This window comes from Pseudoalteromonas sp. 120-MNA-CIBAN-0494 (genome assembly GCF_040308885.1).
GTDB classification, from domain to species: domain Bacteria; phylum Pseudomonadota; class Gammaproteobacteria; order Enterobacterales; family Alteromonadaceae; genus Pseudoalteromonas; species Pseudoalteromonas nigrifaciens.
The window spans coordinates 1-18,919 of sequence record NZ_JBEOOE010000013.1 but is presented as its reverse complement, the minus strand read 5'-3'; the positions used below and the strand labels follow the sequence as shown (position 1 = coordinate 18,919).

16 protein-coding genes and 2 pseudogenes are annotated in these 18,919 nt (G+C 40.3%); 8 read left to right on the top strand and 10 right to left on the bottom strand.

The genetic code is table 11. From position 1 onward, the window contains the following. Positions 1–9: 9 nt before the first annotated feature. The 5 genes from AAEY55_RS09990 to AAEY55_RS09970 form a co-directional block, all read right to left on the bottom strand. The gene (locus tag AAEY55_RS09990; RefSeq protein WP_086994936.1) at positions 10–903 is read right to left on the bottom strand and encodes a carbon-nitrogen hydrolase; all 894 of its coding nucleotides are present in this window, start codon (positions 901–903) and stop codon (positions 10–12) included. Beyond that, entirely contained in the window at positions 900–1,955 is a 1,056-nt protein-coding gene (locus tag AAEY55_RS09985) for an agmatine/peptidylarginine deiminase (RefSeq protein WP_089368451.1), read from the bottom strand. Before AAEY55_RS09985 ends, AAEY55_RS09990 begins: the two co-directional genes overlap by 4 nt. A 57-nt stretch (positions 1,956–2,012) precedes the next feature. Then, entirely contained in the window at positions 2,013–2,621 is a 609-nt protein-coding gene (locus AAEY55_RS09980; RefSeq protein ID WP_011328508.1) for a PilZ domain-containing protein, read from the bottom strand. 224 nt (positions 2,622–2,845) lie between these two features. Further along, positions 2,846–3,607 (bottom strand): haloacid dehalogenase type II, encoded by a 762-nt coding sequence (locus tag AAEY55_RS09975; RefSeq protein WP_041454475.1) that lies wholly within the window; start codon positions 3,605–3,607, stop codon positions 2,846–2,848. After that, positions 3,607–4,257: a peroxiredoxin-like family protein gene (locus AAEY55_RS09970; RefSeq protein WP_339685122.1), complete on the bottom strand. Its 651-nt coding sequence runs from the start codon at positions 4,255–4,257 to the stop codon at positions 3,607–3,609. The genes AAEY55_RS09975 and AAEY55_RS09970 overlap by 1 nt, the downstream gene beginning before the upstream one ends. Positions 4,258–4,375: 118 nt before the next feature. Here AAEY55_RS09970 and AAEY55_RS09965 point away from each other — a divergent pair. Next, positions 4,376–4,945, top strand: a pseudogene (locus AAEY55_RS09965) (LysR family transcriptional regulator); the annotation flags it as partial. Here the strand turns inward: AAEY55_RS09965 and AAEY55_RS09960 are convergent. Beyond that, positions 4,881–5,693 carry a hypothetical protein gene (locus AAEY55_RS09960; protein ID WP_339685124.1) on the bottom strand — a complete coding sequence of 271 codons (813 nt, stop codon included), beginning with the start codon at positions 5,691–5,693 and terminating at the stop codon, positions 4,881–4,883. The pseudogene AAEY55_RS09965 and the gene AAEY55_RS09960 sit on opposite strands and share 65 nt — an antisense overlap. 273 nt (positions 5,694–5,966) lie before the next feature. On the opposite strand from AAEY55_RS09960, the gene AAEY55_RS09955 reads away from it, so the two are divergent. The 3 genes and pseudogenes from AAEY55_RS09955 to AAEY55_RS09945 form a co-directional block, all read left to right on the top strand. Next, positions 5,967–6,542, top strand: coding sequence for an RNA polymerase sigma factor (locus AAEY55_RS09955; protein WP_011328501.1), 576 nt, complete (start codon positions 5,967–5,969; stop codon positions 6,540–6,542). After that, the gene (locus AAEY55_RS09950; RefSeq protein WP_011328500.1) at positions 6,539–7,615 is read left to right on the top strand and encodes a FecR family protein; all 1,077 of its coding nucleotides are present in this window, start codon (positions 6,539–6,541) and stop codon (positions 7,613–7,615) included. Before AAEY55_RS09955 ends, AAEY55_RS09950 begins: the two co-directional genes overlap by 4 nt. Before the next feature lie 45 nt (positions 7,616–7,660). After that, a pseudogene (locus AAEY55_RS09945) lies at positions 7,661–9,571 on the top strand (TonB-dependent receptor plug domain-containing protein); the annotation flags it as partial. 512 nt (positions 9,572–10,083) lie between these two features. Here AAEY55_RS09945 and hsdR read toward each other — a convergent pair. The 4 genes from hsdR to AAEY55_RS09925 all read right to left on the bottom strand — a co-directional run bounded on the left by hsdR (position 10,084) and on the right by AAEY55_RS09925 (position 15,631). Then, positions 10,084–12,594: an EcoAI/FtnUII family type I restriction enzme subunit R gene (hsdR, locus tag AAEY55_RS09940; protein WP_145242946.1), complete on the bottom strand. Its 2,511-nt coding sequence runs from the start codon at positions 12,592–12,594 to the stop codon at positions 10,084–10,086. Continuing rightward, a complete protein-coding gene (locus tag AAEY55_RS09935) occupies positions 12,594–13,781 on the bottom strand; it encodes a restriction endonuclease subunit S (protein WP_024599467.1) in 1,188 nt (395 codons plus the stop codon). The genes hsdR and AAEY55_RS09935 overlap by 1 nt, the downstream gene beginning before the upstream one ends. Continuing rightward, positions 13,781–15,247: an N-6 DNA methylase gene (locus tag AAEY55_RS09930; RefSeq protein ID WP_145242948.1), complete on the bottom strand. Its 1,467-nt coding sequence runs from the start codon at positions 15,245–15,247 to the stop codon at positions 13,781–13,783. Before AAEY55_RS09930 ends, AAEY55_RS09935 begins: the two co-directional genes overlap by 1 nt. 147 nt (positions 15,248–15,394) lie before the next feature. Continuing rightward, positions 15,395–15,631 carry a helix-turn-helix domain-containing protein gene (locus AAEY55_RS09925; protein ID WP_004588153.1) on the bottom strand — a complete coding sequence of 79 codons (237 nt, stop codon included), beginning with the start codon at positions 15,629–15,631 and terminating at the stop codon, positions 15,395–15,397. A gap of 100 nt (positions 15,632–15,731) precedes the next feature. Here AAEY55_RS09925 and AAEY55_RS09920 point away from each other — a divergent pair, with 100 nt between their 5' ends. The 4 genes from AAEY55_RS09920 (at position 15,732) to AAEY55_RS09905 (ending at position 18,625) form a co-directional block, all read left to right on the top strand. Continuing rightward, positions 15,732–16,256 (top strand): hypothetical protein, encoded by a 525-nt coding sequence (locus AAEY55_RS09920; RefSeq protein ID WP_004588152.1) that lies wholly within the window; start codon positions 15,732–15,734, stop codon positions 16,254–16,256. After that, positions 16,253–17,686: a DEAD/DEAH box helicase gene (locus AAEY55_RS09915; protein ID WP_024599466.1), complete on the top strand. Its 1,434-nt coding sequence runs from the start codon at positions 16,253–16,255 to the stop codon at positions 17,684–17,686. The genes AAEY55_RS09920 and AAEY55_RS09915 overlap by 4 nt, the downstream gene beginning before the upstream one ends. Before the next feature lie 88 nt (positions 17,687–17,774). Then, positions 17,775–18,065, top strand: coding sequence for a hypothetical protein (locus AAEY55_RS09910; protein WP_016899339.1), 291 nt, complete (start codon positions 17,775–17,777; stop codon positions 18,063–18,065). Between the two features lie 413 nt (positions 18,066–18,478). Continuing rightward, complete coding sequence (locus AAEY55_RS09905; protein WP_350551062.1) at positions 18,479–18,625, top strand: hypothetical protein; 147 nt, start codon at positions 18,479–18,481, stop codon at positions 18,623–18,625. The last annotated feature ends 294 nt before the right edge of the window (positions 18,626–18,919 follow it).

Here is an 18,919-nt window from a genome sequence, read left to right as displayed (position 1 = left end):
TAATTTTATTTAATCGCGGTAAATTTTTGTTAAGTCTTGGTAGTGATCAATTCTGCGGTCGCGTAAATACGGCCAAATACGTCTTACGTTTTCGCTGCGCTGTTGATCAAGCTCAATTACTAAAATTTGCTCGTCAGTATTATTAGCCTCAGCAAGTAATTCACCTTGTGGCCCTGCAATAAAAGAGTTCCCCCAAAATTGAATCCCTTCGCTTTGCTCACTTGGGTCTTGCTCGACTCCAACGCGGTTACAACTAATTACCGGTACACCATTGGCAATCGCATGGGCGCGCTGGCTAATAACCCACGCATCTTTTTGGCGGGTTTGTTCATCGCTATCATCACGCGGATCCCAGCCTATTGCAGTTGGATAAATAAGTAGCTCAGCACCGGCCATTGCCATTAAGCGTGCAGCTTCAGGAAACCACTGATCCCAACATACTAATACGCCCAATTTACCTACTGAGGTTTGAATTGGCTCAAAGCCTAAATCGCCTGGAGTAAAGTAAAATTTTTCGTAAAAACCAGGGTCATCGGGAATATGCATTTTACGGTATTTACCGGCAATACTGCCGTCATTTTCAAGTACTACAGCGGTATTGTGATAAAGGCCGGTAGCACGTTTTTCAAATAACGACGCCACAATTACAATGCTTAACTCTTTTGCCAGCTCACCTAAAGTATGCGTGCTTGGGCCTGGAATGGTTTCGGCTAAATCAAACACGTCTACATCTTCGGTTTGGCAAAAGTACAGGCTACGGTGTAGCTCTTGCAGCACAACTAATTTAGCGCCTTTGCTGGCTGCTTCACGAATTGCGGCAATCGACTTTGCCATATTTTGCTCAGCATTATCGCTATTGCTTTGTTGTACGAGTGCAACGGTTAATTTTGCAGGGCTGGTCATTGAGCTGCTCCAGTTAAAAATCCACGTGGGAGTTGCATTGTTATACAGTGCAAACTGCCAAATTGTTCAATAATAGGTAGGCAATTAATGCCCACTATTGTGTGCTCTGGGTACGCTTGTTGAATTTGCGCTAAGGCGAGCTTATCGCTTACATCATCGTACGTTGGTACTAATACCGTATTATTAATAATTAAGTAGTTAGCATAGGTGGCAGGCAAACGTGTTTGCTCATCGTCATACACTGCTTTGGGCCAAGGTAAGGCAATTAAATTATATGGGGTGTTATCGGTAGTTTTAAAGCCTTGAAGCTGTTTTTCCATCGCATGCAGCGCGTTGTAATGCTCATCGGTTTTATCGTCGCACTGTACATAAACAAGAGTATTGTTTGGTGCAAAGCGAACTAGCGTGTCTATGTGGCTGTCGGTGTCGTCGCCCGCTAAATAACCATGGTCAACCCATAAAAAGTCAGTTGCTCCTAAGTGCTGTTTTAATAGTGTTGCAATGTCACTTGGGGTTAAATTTGGGTTGCGGTTTTTATTGAGCAAACATTCACTGGTAGTAAGTAGTACGCCGTGTTCGTTTATTTCAATGCCACCGCCTTCAAGCACCATATCTACTGCTTGGTAGTCATTATTTGTATCGCTAAGCTCATTGACTAAAACACGGTTTATTTGATTATCTAAATTACTTGCAAATTTATTGCCCCAACCGTTAAAGGTAAAATCATACACTTTAAGCTGATTAGGGTTATTTATAGCGGCGCAAGTAAGGGGGCCGTGATCGCGTGCCCATGTATCATTTGTTGGTGTAACTACAAAGTGAACACAGTTTAAGGGGACGTTGGCGGCGTGCAATAGCGCAATAACATGCTCTTTTACAGGCTCACTGTGCGCTACAATAACTAACTGTTGTACTGCGGTAATATGTTTTGCAAGCGCTACATACACAGGCTCAACGCGTGCTAAGTTTTCAGCCCAATCGGTGTTTTTATGCGGCCAAGTTAGCATAACAGCGTCTTGCTCGGCCCATTCTGGTAAAAGTCTAAAATTCATGAGTAATTGATACAAATTAAGGTAGCGCTAGTTTAGCAGTTTGAGTGTACATGTCAGCTATTTATCATCTGCTTGCATGTTTTGTGATTGCTCTAATTGCTGGCGTTTTTTTAGTTGTCGGGTTTGCGCATGCAAACTGGCTCTAACGACTAGTTCTTGGTCGCTGTCTCTTATGGCTATAAAGAGTAAAGTGTATTGGTAATGCTCGGTATCGATTTTTTTAATTGCAACGACTTCGGTATAGCAATAAACAGCAGACGCTTCATGGTGTAAAAAAAGTTTAGTCCGAAACTTTTGCCCTAAAGAATAAACATCCTCTGTTGTAAATTTTACGCCACCGCCGCCATAACTATCGCAATAAATAGCGTTATCTTCGCTTTGCTCTGAGGCGAGAACATGGCTCATTATTAAGTCTATTTTACGTGATTGCGCTTGTAAAAAAACTGCTAGCTCTTGGGCAACATCACCTAAATTACGCAGTGGTCCAAGCGCGCTTTGCTCTAAGCTACTTACTTCATTAGCGAGTTTAAATAAAGGGGGAATGTCTGCGTCTAACTGGGTAAGGTTTTTTGGAACGGCGTTATCATCAACTATGTATAGGTTTACACGGTTACTTTCATCAATTTGAAAATATTGTTCAAACTCACTTAATCTTTGACTGTTCATAGCACTCTCCGCAACACATTTAAGTAATAATAGCGTCCTTAGTGCTAAATTACTAGAATATATGTTTTTTGAATAACTGCTTGAATACTTTATTTATATTCATTTTATAAATATAAAAAAACGGCCAACGTTATCCTAACATTGGCCGCTGGGGTATTGATTAATTTTTACCACTTTAATCATGGCACATAGATGCCGTATGGGGAGGAGACCATTACATCAGGTTATTTAAGCAGCTCGGTTAACTCATGTAAGTTTTTTACAACATGATCTGGTTTTTTAGCCAGTGGGTAAAGTGCTTTACCTGGGCGTGCAATAAAAGTGGTTTGTAAACCGGCTGCTTTTGCGCCGGCTACGTCCCAACCATGTGCTGCAACCATCATGGCTTCATTTGGTTTTACATTAAGTTTTTTAAGTACCCATTGGTACGCACGTAAGTCAGGCTTGTACACTTTAATATCTTCAATGCTGTAGCGCTCGTCAAAATAATGGGTTAAACCAGCGCTTTCAAATTGTGCTTGTACGCCTTTATTTGAAGAGTTTGTTAGGCTAACCAGCTTATAACCTTGTGCTCTTAATGCAGCTAAACCTGCTTTTACGTCTGCGTGTGGAGGCAGTGTTAATAATGGTGTAACAATCGCGGTTTTTGCTTGCTCGCTGGTAATATTAATATTGTTGTTTTGTGCCACCATTAATAATGACGCCACGCCAATTTGGCCAAAGTCTTGATAATCGCCAATTACAGTTGATACCAACGAGTGGTGTAGCATAGTAGAAAACCACAATGGTAATAAATCCTCTCGCCCACCAAGTGCTTCGCCTATAGAAGCGCGCATTGAATCTAGATCAAGGAGTGTTTCGTTAACGTCAAAAATTAACACTTTAGGTTTATTTGAGGTTTGTTCGGCCATAGTATCTCCAGATAATAGGCTTGCGCCTAAAATTAATGAAAGGGTTAGGGTTTTTAGGGATGTTAATACAGACATTATTTACTCTCAGATTTTAAAGCGTTTAATACATCAAAAGGTTCAGCGCGTAGGGTGTAGTCTTCAGTTACAAATGCGTAAGTGATCACACCTTGTTGATTAATAACATAAGTGGCCGGTAGTGGTAGTTGAAAGCTTTTATCGCCGTAGTAGTGCTCAAAATCAATACCAAATTCGGTATATAACGCTTGAATACGCTCATCGAGTGTAAACAATAAACCGAACTGCTTGGCTATTTTATTACTTACATCTGAAAGTACATCAAATTCAAGGTCGTTTTTTTGCGCCGTTGACAGTGTTTCATCAGGAAGTTGTGGTGAAATGGCAATTAACTGTGCATTTTGCGCTTTAAATTGTGGTAAGTAATCATTTAGGGCTTTTAACTCTAAATTGCAATAAGGGCACCAGCCACCACGGTAAAAGCTAATAATTACTGGGCCTTGTTTTAATAATGTCGCAAGTTCAACCGTGTTCTCTTGATGATTAGCCAAGCTAAAATTGGTAACTTTTTGCCCTACCTGTAATGCATTATCTTTAATGTGCTGGGCAATAAGCTCTGCGTTTGTCGTATTCATTAGTGCTATAACATCTGCAGGGAGCTTTGCTTCTTTTTGCACGTTATAGGCGTCAATTTGCGCTTTTAAACTCATATATAACCTCAATAATTAAGTTACGTTAGATTATATAGTTTTAGTTATTTAAATATAGATTGCAAAAGTGAAGCTTCATTCGAAAATATTAAACATTGAAAACCCAAAGTAGCTTTTTATGTATAACATAAGTGATTTAGAAACTTTTATAGCCGTAGTAGAGAATAAAGGTGTACTTGCCGCTGCGCGCGAGCAAGGTTTATCGCCAGCAACAGTGAGCCATCGCCTTAGTAAATTAGAGCGAGAGTTGTCTACTGTTTTAGTCTTTAGGGATAGTCGACGAGTACGTTTATCGCCTGCAGGAGAGGTGTTTTACACGCGTGTGGGCGCTATTATTGAGGCACTGCACGATGCAGAGCATAGTATAGGTGCTCGCAGCTCAACTGTGAGTGGGTTGCTAAGGGTAACTATGCTACCGTGGATTTTTTCTAAGTATGTTATGCCTAAGCTCAGCGAGTTTGAAAGTGAATATCCTCAATTAAAACTCGACTTTTTAATTACGGACCACTTTATTAATGTGGTTGATGATGCTCAAGATGTGGCTATAAGAGTAGGGCAGTTAAACGACTCTGGCATGTTGTCGCGTAAAATAGTCAATAATAGCCGTGTGTTATGTGCAGCGCCTAGCTATATAAATAAACAGGGTATGCCAAGTAATTTAACCGAGCTTGCGGCGCATTATTGGGTATTTTGTTAACTTGGTTCCAGTTGTTGTTATATACATATTCAACGCCAAAACGTACCCCTTGATGCAGGTAACTTAGCGCTGCATTGAAACGCTCTGCAGTATGATTTTTCTCGGCCTCGTCTTTATCAAGTGCGCGTGTACCTTGATAAGCACCTAAAGCAAAATCAAATTGTTTATTTATATGCCACACAGCCGATGCTTCTAAATCAATTCGATCGCCCACAGTTGGCTTTTGAAAACCACCCCCAGTAATAGCCGATACAGCATACGAAAAGTGCGCCGATTTATGGCCATAATGAATACCTAAATCGGTTGGACCGGCTAATTTGTTTTTTGGCGTTAAGCTCGGATCAACATAACGATACCCTACACGGCGTGCGATGTAATCAATCCATGGCAGTTCAGCAACACCAATTTTAAGCGTACTTCCTTGATTAAAATTGCGTTTTATATAAGCATGACGAAACCAAATGTCGGTAGGGTCTTGCTGGCGTTGCCACTGCACATCTGTGGTCACTGTTAATGACCAGTCATCATTAAATTGATGGTCTAAATTAAGATAAAAGCGCTTTACATCAAGTTGCCAATCTTCAATATCCTGGTGCTGATCGTCAATTTGAATATTACTAAAATTCGCAAATACTTGGCTCGATAACGTGGTTTGCGATGCGCTCACCGGTGCACTAATAACAAGCAATCCACTTGCTGCTAATAATACAGAAACACTTAAACTTGTTTTATTAAACACCACAAAACTTCCTTAGGTTGCTTACATTCAAGCGAGATAAATTTTGCATATTATAGCTTTTTAGTTGTTGCACCACGAACTTGCTAATACGTTATTTAGCTAAAGCATGACTTAGGTCAAAATGCAGGTTTATTAATGTTTTAATAACATATAAAGAGACTTTTAACGCAACGAAAAAATAACCGCGGATTAACAATTTACCTTGTAATTAACGTTAAAATTAGTCATCTTAACAAACTTAGGTTTATACAATAATAAGGGATGAAATTAAGGATGGCGCGAGGACTCAAATTAGCCACTACATTTACAGAGTTATCGACTCATTTACGCCGCTTTGTTTCACGAATAGTGTTACCTGACGACGTAGAAGATATAGTGCAAGAAACCTTTATTAAAAGCTACGAAGCTGATTTAAAACAAGATATTCAATTTACGCGTAGTTACATGCTCAAAACTGCTAAACACCTTGCCCTTAATCATATTGCTAAATGGGATAATAAATTTAGCGACTCCCTTTGTGATGATCATGAATTACCAAAGTTACTTAAATCAATACAACTAGAGGACGAGTACACCTCGAAAGAGCGTTTTTTATTGTTTTGTCGGGCAACAGAGCAACTAAGCTTGACGGTTCGTAAGTGTTTTATATTAAAAAAAGTGTACGGTATGAGCCAAAAAGAAATTGCCCAGCAACTACAGTTAAGTCAAAGCACAGTAGAAAAACATATTGCAAAAGGGTTACTACAAACCATGCTATACATGCGAGAGCATTCTCAGGATGAAAATGAGCAGTATAAAAAGCACGACACCGCTGCTCAAAAGCCAACTATAGTGAGTGTGGCAAAATGAGTAATATTCATCAATTTACACCAAAAGATTTAATTTTAGAAACAGCAGCTAATTGGATAAGCGCGATAGATCGCGGTTTAAACAAGGTTGAAAAAGAGCAATTTAAATTATGGATGCTGCAAAGTAATGCACACCAAGACGCCGTTTACGAACTCGCTAAGTTGTGGGACGAACTGAGCGTATTAAACGAGTTAAGCACTTTATTTCCGCATAAAAACAATACCGAGGAAAAAAGTAAATGGGTGTTTTCGTATGGTATCGCGGCCAGCTTATTTGCTGCGTTAATGATTTGCAGTTACTTATTGGTTAATTTAGAGACTGGTTATAACCAAGCCCTAGCGAAAGTTAATTATACTAAAATTTATAAAACCAAGGTGGGAGAGCAAGCCACTTACGTACTGCCCGATGGCACCATAGTGCAACTTAATACCAACAGCCTATTAGAGGTTGCCTATAGTAAAGGGCGCAGACAGTTATTACTGAGTAGAGGGGAAGGGCGTTTTAATGTTGCTAAAGATGCTACGCGGCCATTTAGTGTGATGGCAGGTGATAAAAGCTTTACAGCATTAGGCACTGTATTTAATGTGCAGCGCAATACCTCATCTCATTTAGAATTAGTGGTAACTGAAGGAAAAGTGATGATCACTGATCCGAGTGTAGCTGTTGATGCTAACGATTTTAAAGCCTATCAACTAGCCGATAACAGCACCCAAAAAATTAGAAAAATAAACGCAAATATTGTGCTCTCAGGCGAAAAAGCAATTATAGAAAAAAGTGTTACAGCGCCTATTAAACGCCTCTCTGCTGACGATGTGCAACGAGATTTAGCGTGGCAAAATGGCATGCTAATTTTTAACGGAGAACAATTAAGCGATGCCTTAAATGAAGTTAGCCGTTATACCGCTACTCGGTTTGAGCTTTCATCGGCAGAGCTTGCAAATATTAAAGTTGCAGGGGTATTTAAGGCGGGTGATGTTGCTGGGCTACTTGAAAGTTTAAAAACAAATTTTTCGATTGATCACGAACGCTTAGGTGAGCACGTAGTTAGCCTTAAACGTCAAACTAAGTCATAAATAGCAGCGCCTAAAATCATGCTAATGTTGGATTAAGTTGCAATTATGAACATGCAAAGTAAAAAATATATTAATAAAAAGAATAAAACCTATAGAGGATTTTTGTTTGCCAACTGTTTATATAAGTTGCGCAGTAACCAAACGCATTTATTGTGTAGTTTGAGTGTGCTTGCATCGGCTTTTTTTAGCTTGAATGTTTTAGCCACAGTAACTACCGGGCAAATGGTGCAATTTGATATAAAAGCGCAGCGAGCAGACAAAGCTTTAATAGAATTTGCTAAGCAAACTGAGCAAACCGTGGTGTTTTCTTATGAGTTAGCTAAACAATATAATGCAAATTCGCTTTATGGTTTTTACACCCAATTAGATGCACTGGAGGCACTGTTAGGTGACACTAAGCTCGATGCGGTTGTTGATCAAAATGGTTTACTGAGTATAAAACTCAAACAAATCAATAGGAAAAATAACAACATGATGAAGCTTTCAGGCGTTAGTGCAGCAATATTGCCTGCATTACTTGCTGCAAACACTCAGGGCGTTAATGCTGCTGAAGATGTTGCCCAAGAAAAAATAGAAAAAATTGCCATTGTCGGGAGTCGTGTAGCAGGTCGTTCAGTTGAAGATTTACCTGTTCCGGTTGATATTTTAAGTGCAGAAGCGCTAGAGAATACAGGGCAAACAGAAGTGGGCAGAATGCTGCAGTCAATCGCGCCTTCGTTTAACTTTTCAAGCTCGTCAATTAGTGATGGCACCGATGCCCTTCGCCCAGCAACACTGCGTGGTTTAGGCCCAGATCAAACATTAGTACTTATTAACGGTAAGCGCCGCCACCAAGCCAGTATTATTCATATTAATACTTCGGTAGGTCGTGGTACAGCGGGTACCGATATGAATGCTATTCCGGCGTCGGCAATTAAGCGCATTGAAGTACTGCGTGACGGTGCTGCAGCGCAATATGGCTCAGATGCCATAGCGGGTGTTATTAATATAGTACTCAAAGATGGTAGCGAAGGTGGTAAAGCCGCAATTAACTATGGCCAATATTCAGAAGGCGATGGTGAAACGATAAACCTTGATTTTAATAAGGGTTTTGCTTTAGGTGATAAAGGTTACGTAAATACTACACTTAACTACCGTGATCGTGCGCCAACTAACCGTGCCGGTTTACATGGCTCTTGCCAATTTAATGGTTGTACAACACTTGATGACGGCACTTTAGTAGCGGGCGATCCGCGAGAGCTAACAGCCGACAGAGATACCTTTAGAATAGGCGATGCCGACTCACAACAATTTGGCTTAATTGTAAGCACAGGTTATGAGTTAGGTGATGGCGAACTATACGGTTTTATTACTTATTCAACGCGCGATAACGAGTCGGCAGCGTTTTTCAGGCACAATGCCAACGGTGGCGGTAATACGGTTTTACAAGATAACGATGCGACAATTCAGGCTGGCTTTTTGCCAAAAATTAACACCACTATCGACGATATTTCGTATAACTTTGGTTACAAAACGCAATTTGATAACGATGCTAGCTTAGACTTATCGTACACCTATGGTGAAAACAGTATTGATTACACTACCAGTGACACAATTAACGCCTCGTACGCTAACTTTTTACGCTACGACCAAGGCTTAAGCGCTGCTGATATTCGCGCCACTATTCCGCGTGAAGCCTATGCTTACGGTATGGAATTATCGCTACAAACGCTTAATTTAGATTTTACTCAAAATTTTGATGATTACTCACTCGCTATGGGCGCAGAAATTCGCACCGATGAGTATCGCATTTTAGAAGGCAGCGAATACGCATACCGAGATTACGACACTAATAACGGCGTAAGTATATACGACGGTTTAAGCGGTGGCGTTGGTAGCGAAGATGCTTCGGGCGGCACGCAAGGTTTTGGTGGTTCATCGCCAATGTCATCGGTTGATGAGTCGCGTGATGTGATTTATCAATTAGAACCATTACAAACATACTAAATACTATAAGAGCTAAGCTTTTAAAGCTTCAAAAACTAGTATGCGTACTATTTTTCATACTATTCAAAACTATAACTTTTCAAACTAGCCGAGATTAAATAGTAAAAAATTGAGCGTAATTTTTTCTTCTTAAGACGCACAGCTAGCATCACTTAAATTGCATTAGGGTAGAAACCTCCACTGTTATTTTTAGTTACTTATATATGATTGTTACTCGTGTAAAAATCCTGTTGATAACTCTCAGGATATAGAATGCGCGGCATGTAATTGGATTGTCTGTAGTTATTGTGGGGCGTGTGGGTGTGGGTATACTGGTTATAAGCACGCCTAGCAGTAAGAAGAGCAAAAGTAATTTTTGCTCTTCTTACCTTTTTTTAAATTAATAATTATATCAGCCTCTTAAGAGTATAGTCGCTCACTTACCCCTCAGAGGCATCAAGTAAGCTTTTTCAATTGCTTACTGATAGCTATAGATAATTTAACTACCTTGCATACAAATACTTCTGAAAACCTATAAATGTGTCGCGTATCGCGGCTGGTGAGCCAAATTCAATGGCGGCGTCGTTAATGGTGTTGTATTTAAGCTCTACTAAGCTGCGCATTTTTTTTGGTGCCAGTTCTTGAACGCCGTCTTCAATGTATTTACTTAATATAAAGTTGATAAACTCTTGTTGTTTATAATCGCTAAACGCTGAGTTTATTTTAGGTTTAGCTTGTTGAGCTCGCTCGGTGCGTGTTTGCGCTTCTGCGGCATAGGCTACGTACGATAAAACATCGTATACATCGCTGTCTTGAGCATCAATTACTGCCTTCATGCTATCGAGTTTTTCGCTATCGTAACCCGCTTCGGTTAAATCTTCTAATAGCTTTTCGCGAGTGGTTGGGTCGCTCCAGATTTCTCGTAGTTGGTCTTCGTTTTCAAAAAAGCGCGGTAGGTCATCGAACATACGTTCAACAAACTCTTTAGCTGTAATGGGCTTGCCTTCAGCACTCCAGTACATTGCTGAGGATATATGCTTTATTTGTCGTGTACGGCCGTCTGAGAGCTTTATTTCGAGCTTTTCGCATACACATGGTCTTTCGCCACATTTTTCACAGCCTTCAGGCTCTGGCTTTTCACAAACACATGGTTTTTGTTCACACACTTTACACGGTTTCTTTTCACCGGCACCATCGCCGCCAGTGTCTTCACATTGGCACGGGGTTGTGCCGCACTCTGGGCATACTTCGCTGGGTATTGGTTCACCATCCCAAGCAGGATCAGCAAAGTTATGGTGCGCTTTTACAAAGTCGTAAATGGTAAAATAGTCTTTGCCATCGTAAGTGCGGGTGCCTCGGCCTATGATCTGCTTAAACTCAATCATATTATTACAAGGACGCATGAGCACAATGTTACGGACGTTACGCGCATCTACGCCTGTAGAAAGCTTGCGTGATGTGGTTAAAATTGTTGGAATGGTTTTTTCGTTATCACAAAAGGTTTTTAAATCGTTTTCACCCGCTACACCATCGTTAGCGGTAACACGAACACAATAGTTAGTGTTGGTGGTCCAGCCTTTTTTTACTGCGTACTGATTAATAAAATCGCGCACCATACCGGCATGAACTTGTGTTGCACAAAACACGATGGTTTTTTCATTGGGTTTAAAGCGATCCATCCAGTAATGAACGCGGCGTTCTTCACGTTGTGGAATGGTGATAATACGGTTGAAATCGCCTTCTTTATAAAGCTTGCCGGGTTCTGGGTCGCCTTTTACAACAACGCCATCACCTTCTGTATAAATATACTCATCCATCGTGCCAACAATCGGTAACACTTTAAATGGCGTTAAAAAGCCATCGTTAATGCCTTCTTTTAGAGTATAGCTGTAAACAGGCTCGCCAAAGTAACCATAGGTGTCGGCATTATCGGTGCGTTTGGGTGTTGCGGTTAAACCCAGTTGTACAGCAGGGGCAAAGTAATTAAGAATATCACGCCAAGCACTTTCATCATTTGCGCCACCACGGTGACACTCATCAATAATAATTAAATCAAAAAAATCAGTCGGATATTGCTCGTAATACGGGTTTTCTGCCTTTTTAATTGGCGCATTTTCATCATCTTCTGTTGTGGCTTCTTTTAATTCGGTTTTAGGACCACACATAAGCGTATGAAAAATAGTAAAAAATACGCTAGCATTTTTAGGAACGCCACCTCGTTTACGAATATCGTCAGGGGTGATACGTACAATGGCGTCTTCACCAAATGAGCCAAAATCGTTAAACGCTTGGTTGGCTAAAATATTACGATCGGCCAAAAACAAAATACGTGGGCGCTTTTTAGCAAGGTTTATATCTTTCTGCGCGGTTAAACTCCAACGGGTTTGAAACAACTTCCATGCGGTTTGAAAGCCAATACACGTTTTACCTGTACCGGTAGCCAATGTAAGCAGTATGCGATTTTTACCTTGGGCAATGGCTTCAAGCGCATTGTGAATGGCGTTTTCTTGATAATAACGGGGTGCCCAATCGCCTTTGGCTTCAAAGGGAATGCTGGAAAACGCATCACGCCAAGCGGTAGTGAAAGCGGCTTCAGGGGTATCACCTTTTTGCTCAAAAGTTAAATCCCAAAGCGCTTGCGGTGATAAGTATTCATCTACCAGCGTCTCAACACCGGTGAGCATATCAATTTGGTAAATATCATGGCCGTTGGTGGCATACGCAATCCGGCATTGCAGGCGTTGTGCGTAGTCTTTGGCTTGGCGCACACCTTCGCTATAAGTCAGGCTTTCTTTTTTGGCTTCTGCAGCGGCAAGCTTGCGGCCTTTGTATACCAGCACATAATCGCAAGGCACTTTATTAGCGCGTTTACCGCCGGCCATAATTTGGCCAGGGCAAATAAGCTCCCGGCGAATAAAGCTGTTATCAACTTCACCCCAACCCGCAGCAACTAACTTAGGATCAATTAAATCCGCTCTGGTGTCGGCTTCGTTACGCGTCCTTGCTTGTGACATTAGGCCACCGCTCCTTCTTTTTCTTTGGTCAACTCGCCGGAAAAGGCTTTTTGTAAGATGGATTTTTTGAGTTCGTCTATCGAGTTCAATTTATTATGATATACATGTTCCAAGCTTATTACGTGATTAAATAACTCATCAAAATTGCGCACAAACTTCTCGGTTAATTCAACCGGTGGAATCGGCAAGGCTAATTGCTTTAGAGACTTCCCTGTAAAATGTTGGATACCAGCCCCAGTAAAACTGTTTTTTAGAGTGCCATTACAATCGCTCAGATATAAATAGTATAAAACCCAGCGATTATAGAGTGGATTATGACAACGTATTCTATGCAAGGCTTTTTGGAAAAAGATATCTTCATCTTGCTCCCAAATAGCTCCACGCCCTGGATAACCACCCTCACAAATTACCAAGTCTCCTTTTTTAATAGCATATCTTTCATACTCACTATCCTCAAAACGCATTTCAAGAAGATCATCTGTATTTATATTAAACCACTGAACATTTTGATTTCTTAAATATGGCTTTGGATTGCCTTTATTTTTCTTTTTATCAAGCATTTTTCCCAAACATGTTTCAGCGATTTCAGCAATCTTCTTAACTCCCCAATCATCACCATGCTGGCTAAATACTTGCTGCAAGTAGCTTTCAAACAGCTCGCGAGCGTTTTTGAGGTTTTGCTCGGTCTTGGCGCGGGCTTGCTCTATATCGGCGAAGGCTTGGTCGAGAATGGCGACGATGCGTTTTTGTTCGGGGATAGGTGGAACGCTAACTTCAAAGGGCGATATATCCGCTTTACTAAATCCAGCTTGAGCGGATCGTTCTGCAACCGACATTAGTCGTTTTTGAAAACTTTCTGAGTGAAGATATAAATATAAAAAGTCTTTATCGATTATATCTGTATTTGGAATTGTTTTAATCAGAGCCACATTATATGCGCCTGATTTACCTCGATGAACTTGACCAACAGATGCACCATATCGCGCTAGCATTACATCATCATTTTTACATATACGGTTTTTCTTAGCCTCTGGTATATAAATAGCCTTATCATCGCTTTTAAAATCTCGTATTTGGAGAAGCCTAATATATCCATCTTTTTCTTCTTGAATAAATACAGACTTTGGAGGCTGCGAACCTCCTTGAAAATCACAAATATCGCCTAGTTTATAAGTTAGCCACCCCATCACAACAACTCCTGAATCTTACCCAGAATCGCTTCACTCTCTTTATCCAGCGCGATGATTTCTTCGATAATGGCTTGAGGTTCACGCAGTGGGGCTTCTTCCGCTTGATTCGGGTTTTTAACCGATAAGTCCCATGTTGCATCATCTAGTTCAGTCGTCGCCAATGACCAAGACTTAGCACTGTCCTCAAAGCCCTTTTGTAGTTCAATAAACTCTTTTAAGTCGTTATCGTTGAGAGGGTTGGTTTTACCCAAGCTGCGGCCAGGATCAAGCTGATAGAACCATGTTTTCTGTGTCGGTTCGCCTTTGGTGAAAAACAACACCACGGTTTTTACCCCAGCGCCTAAGAAGGTTTTTGCTGGGCAATCTAGCACGGTGTGTAAGTTGCAGTTTTCTAATAGCTCTTTGCGCAAGGCAATGGCGGCGTTATCGGTATTGGATAAGAAGGTGTTTTTAATCACAATAGCAGCACGGCCACCAGGCTTGAGCATTTTGATAAAGTGCTGCAAAAACAAGAAGGCCGTTTCACCGGTTTTAATCGGGAAGTTTTGCTGAACTTCTTTACGCTCTTTGCCGCCAAACGGCGGGTTAGCTAATACAATATCGTGCTGGTTGCTTGGGGTAATGTCTTGTAGGTTTTCGCCTAATGTATTGGTGTGGATCACGTTAGGGGCTTCGATGCCATGCAAGATCATGTTCATAATGGCGATAACGTAGGCTAAAGACTTTTTCTCTTTGGCGTAGAAGGTGTTTTCTTGCAGGATTTTTAAGTCGCTGGTTGATAGCTGCTTACGGCTTGCTCCCCCTTGGCGTAAATAATCATAAGCTTCACATAAGAAACCTGCCGACCCTGCGGCACCGTCGTATATGGTTTCGCCTATTTGTGGCTGTAATACGTCGATCATCGCGCGAATTAATGGGCGAGGGGTGTAGTATTCGCCCCCGTTACGGCCAGCGTTGCCCATGTTTTTAATTTTTACTTCGTACAGGTGTGAAAGCTCGTGCTTTTCTTCTTGTGAGCGAAAACGCAGCTCATCCACTTTCTCTAGGGCGTCACGCAGTGAATAACCACTTTGAATTTTGTTTTTGATCTCGCTAAAGATCTCACCGATTTTATATTCAATGGTATCTGGTCGCTCGGCGCGTTGCTTAAAGCCTTTAAGGTAGGGAAATAACTCACCGTCAACAAAGTCCATTAAATCATCGCCCGTTAAGGCGTTATCGTGATCAAACTCACCAGCAGCCGTTTTAGGCGCAGCCCAAGAACTCCAGCGGTATTTCTCATCGATAATGTATTGGTAGTCTTCTGCCATCAATTCGGCTTCTTGAGACTTGGTGAATTCTAGGTCATCAAGGTATTTAAGGAACAGCATCCACGATGATTGCTCGGTGTAATCTAGCTCACTAGAGCAACCGGCATCTTTGTGAAAAATGTCGTCAATGTTTTTAAAAGTTTGTTCGAACATGTAAATTAAGTCCTTGTTAGCCAGTGAGCTTGAGGTGATTTTTACTAAAAGCAACTCACTCGCTTATTTATATTCCTGAGGTAATAGTGATTAATATACCCTAATTAATTAAAAACTTAATAATATATTAGTACCAAGTAGTTTTGGTTAGTCTAGGTCAATTTTATACTTTTGCCTTGCCGGTAGTATCTCTTCAAACTCGCAATTTAATGCGTTTACTAATTTATATAAGGTTTCGAGCTTAATATTAACATTACCTCTTTCCATTTTTCCGTAATTACCGCGCTCTATACCGACATAGGCGGCAAACCCTTCTTGCGAATAGCCTGCTTCTTTGCGTTTTTCTCGTAGCTTTTCACCAAAATGTTTAACTAAATCACTCACCTGATTTTCCTCAAGGCAAAATGATTAGATTTTCATGTTGAGGGCTTAACTACCACGCCCTATAATACCCATTATTATAAGAAGTTTATTAGGATTTACTTTGAAATTTGACCCTCTCGTAGCTCAAATTATTGTTGCACCAAATTTTGATAACTTTACAACAAGCGATGTACGCTCGGCGTACTTAGCATTAAAAAGTGATTCTTCTTTAGTACCTACAGCAGTTAGGCGAAGTATATATGCCGAATTGGTCAAGCTTGTTAAAAAAGGCTGGCTGAAAAAGGTGGTATCAAATAAAAAAGGATTTACGCGATTCAATAAAACTGAGAGCTTTAACGTTGAGACAATTACTCACTTAGCTAGTGCCATACCTATTGCAACTACAGAGAAGGCGGATGATAAATACGCGCTGTTACTTAGTAAGTTAAATCATTACAAAGCCGAGCTATTATTGAATATGGGTGAATCTGAGGCATATAAAGAGCTTTATTTGGAGTCACCCGAATTAGTAGATGAACTTCAGCCACAATATAACAAAGCCAGAGACAACAACACCAGAATACTTGGCAAAATTAGAGCAATTGAAGGCTTACTGAAGCAAAACGAAGCATTAGAGAAAATATGAAACTAAGACTATGGCAAGACGAGTGTATTAATTTAGCGTTTAAACAATACCAGACCGGCAATAGCCACTTTTTAGCCTTGGCAACTCCTGGGGCGGGTAAAACCTTGATGGCCTCAGAATTAGCCGATCAATTATTAAAAAATAATATGGTCGATGTGATTATTTGTTTTTCACCGTCGTCTATTGTTTCTCAAGACTTTAAGGAAAGCTTACAGCTAAAAACGAATGAACGATTTGATGGGCTTATTGGCGCTAAAGGTAGAGCTTTAACCTATCAAAGCTTGCAGTATTTAGATGTGAACTTTTGGCGGCTATTTGAACGATATCGTGTTTTTGTAATATTTGACGAAATTCATCATTGTGCTGGCTCTAATATTGCCAATGCAAATGCATGGGGTGAGCAGATAATACTTAACATTCAAAATAAAGCACAGTATACATTAGCCTTAACAGGCACCCCTTGGCGTTCTGACGCTGCTCCTATTGTTCTTTCATCGTATCAGCAACCTAACAATAAAATAGCGTGTGACTACGTTTACGGGCTTTCTGAGGCTATTGGAGATAATGTTTGTCGGGTTCCACAAATAGTAGCTGTTGATAATAGCCGCATTACAGTTGTAGATGACGCTGAAACCAAAACATTTAACTGCTTTAAAGCGTTATTAAACGACTCTGGCGTTTCTTATCAAGAAGTTATTGAAAATGAAGCCGTAATAAAATACATGATTTCTTCAGCTCAAAAAAAGCTGACTTCTATAAGATTGAAAAACCTCGATGCAGCGGGGTTGATTGTTGCATCTTCTGTTGAGCATGCCCATCAAATCTCTATGTTAATGCGAACTCACTTTGACGAGGATAGCACTGTTGTAACCTACCGAGAAAATGAACCTACAAGTATTATTCAGCAGTTTAGGTATGCACAAACTAAGTGGATTATTTCTGTTGGTATGATTAGCGAAGGTACAAACATCCCTCGTTTGCAGGTTTGCTGCCACCTTACAAACATAAAAACAGAAATGCATTTTAGGCAAATATTGGGCCGTATTCTGAGGGTAACAAACTCTAAAAACCAAGAAGCTATTATGTACATGCCCGCCGAAACTAAGCTTTTAGAGTATGCGTATAGAGTTAAACAAGATGTTCCATTTGAAGCTGATGTAGTTAAATTTGAAAAGATTGAAACTCCTGCTGGAGAAAACACCGCAGATACAGACTCAAGCGATATTACTTTTAATAAACAAAGTAAAAAACCTTCCAAAGCTCAGTTTGATTTTGATAACTTTGCTGACTTTTTTGATCAGCCAGTTATGAGCAATAGGCCTGAAGCGACAGAGGAGCATTTTTTAACCGGTGCTTATGAACGAATAATTAATATATCAGGCCGCTTTCAGCAAGAGGCTATTGCTTTAGGGTTAAGTGAATTGCGGTAAATACGCTAGAATTTACCTCAAGTAGATCTCTACAGACAACATCGATTTCAGTTACACGAGGAAATATAACTAAATTTAAGGTGTTGCTATGTATAGCTTCTCTGAAATTCATAAAAAAATAGACTTTATAGAGATTTTAACCAATAGAAAGATCAGTGAAAAATCAAGTTACCTAGAGCAAATTAACTTTATACATCAAAGTGTAAATATAAAAAATGCTGAGCGTTTAAGGATAGAGTTAGGTTGGGGTATACGAGCATTTTCTTCAGCTATTAGAACCAGCAATAGCTCATATGTACGCTATAAAAAAGAATTAAAGCCTTTAAATACCACTTTAAGTGAAAATGCATTTGAACTTGCAAAAGCCTGGAGCCTGTAACGGATTCTGTGTAACTGCCCGTTTTTACATTTTAAATATGCTTGCTGAGTCGTTCCTCAAATTCGACTCTAAAAAACCTTTAACATTTATAGGCATTATAGCTGGCCGTGAATTAATTAAAAATACTGTAAACAGACTCAAGTATGGCTATAACGCCTAAAAATAAAGTGCCTTAGGGCGTAAGCTGGTTGCAATATCTGAAGCCAAGATCTGTACCTTTGGTTAATTTACCAAGAGATTATCACTTTAGAGATTAATAAGTTGATTTGAGGTTATTAATGGCTCAATTTTCTCTGATAGTCGCATTTGTGCCATGAGCGGTCATTCAAAAAATAAATGGCAAAAGGCAAGACGCGACCCCATGTTCCGTTTTTCTTGTCCTCTTGCGAAACATTATAGAAAAAGAGCTTCAAGTGAATTATTCACAAAGAGGTTTAGAGGCGCTGCGCTTTAGAGTTATCAACGTAGGTTGGTTTGAGCGCAGCGAAACCCAACGAAAAAGCCCCAACCAATTAGCGTCAATATTTTGCATGAACGGCTGTCTTGCATCGAGTGGTTGAACTCACAGCCAATAGCGGACATTAAAGCGTAACTCGTTTCTGCCCCAAAACGTGTTAACGTAATTACTCTATAGGTCGGCTTTGAGCGATAAGCGGTCGGTCGGGTAAACTCGTTTTTGGACAAAAACGAGTTAGAGCCGGAGGGCGGATCTGTAAAATGTATAGTGATAACAACATCCTGCTAAGCCGCAGAAACGGAGTTGATTGTTTGATAGCTACGAGCCTGTAACGGATTCTGTGTAACTGCCCGTTTTTAGATTTTAAATATGCTTGCTGAGTCGTTCCTCAAATTCA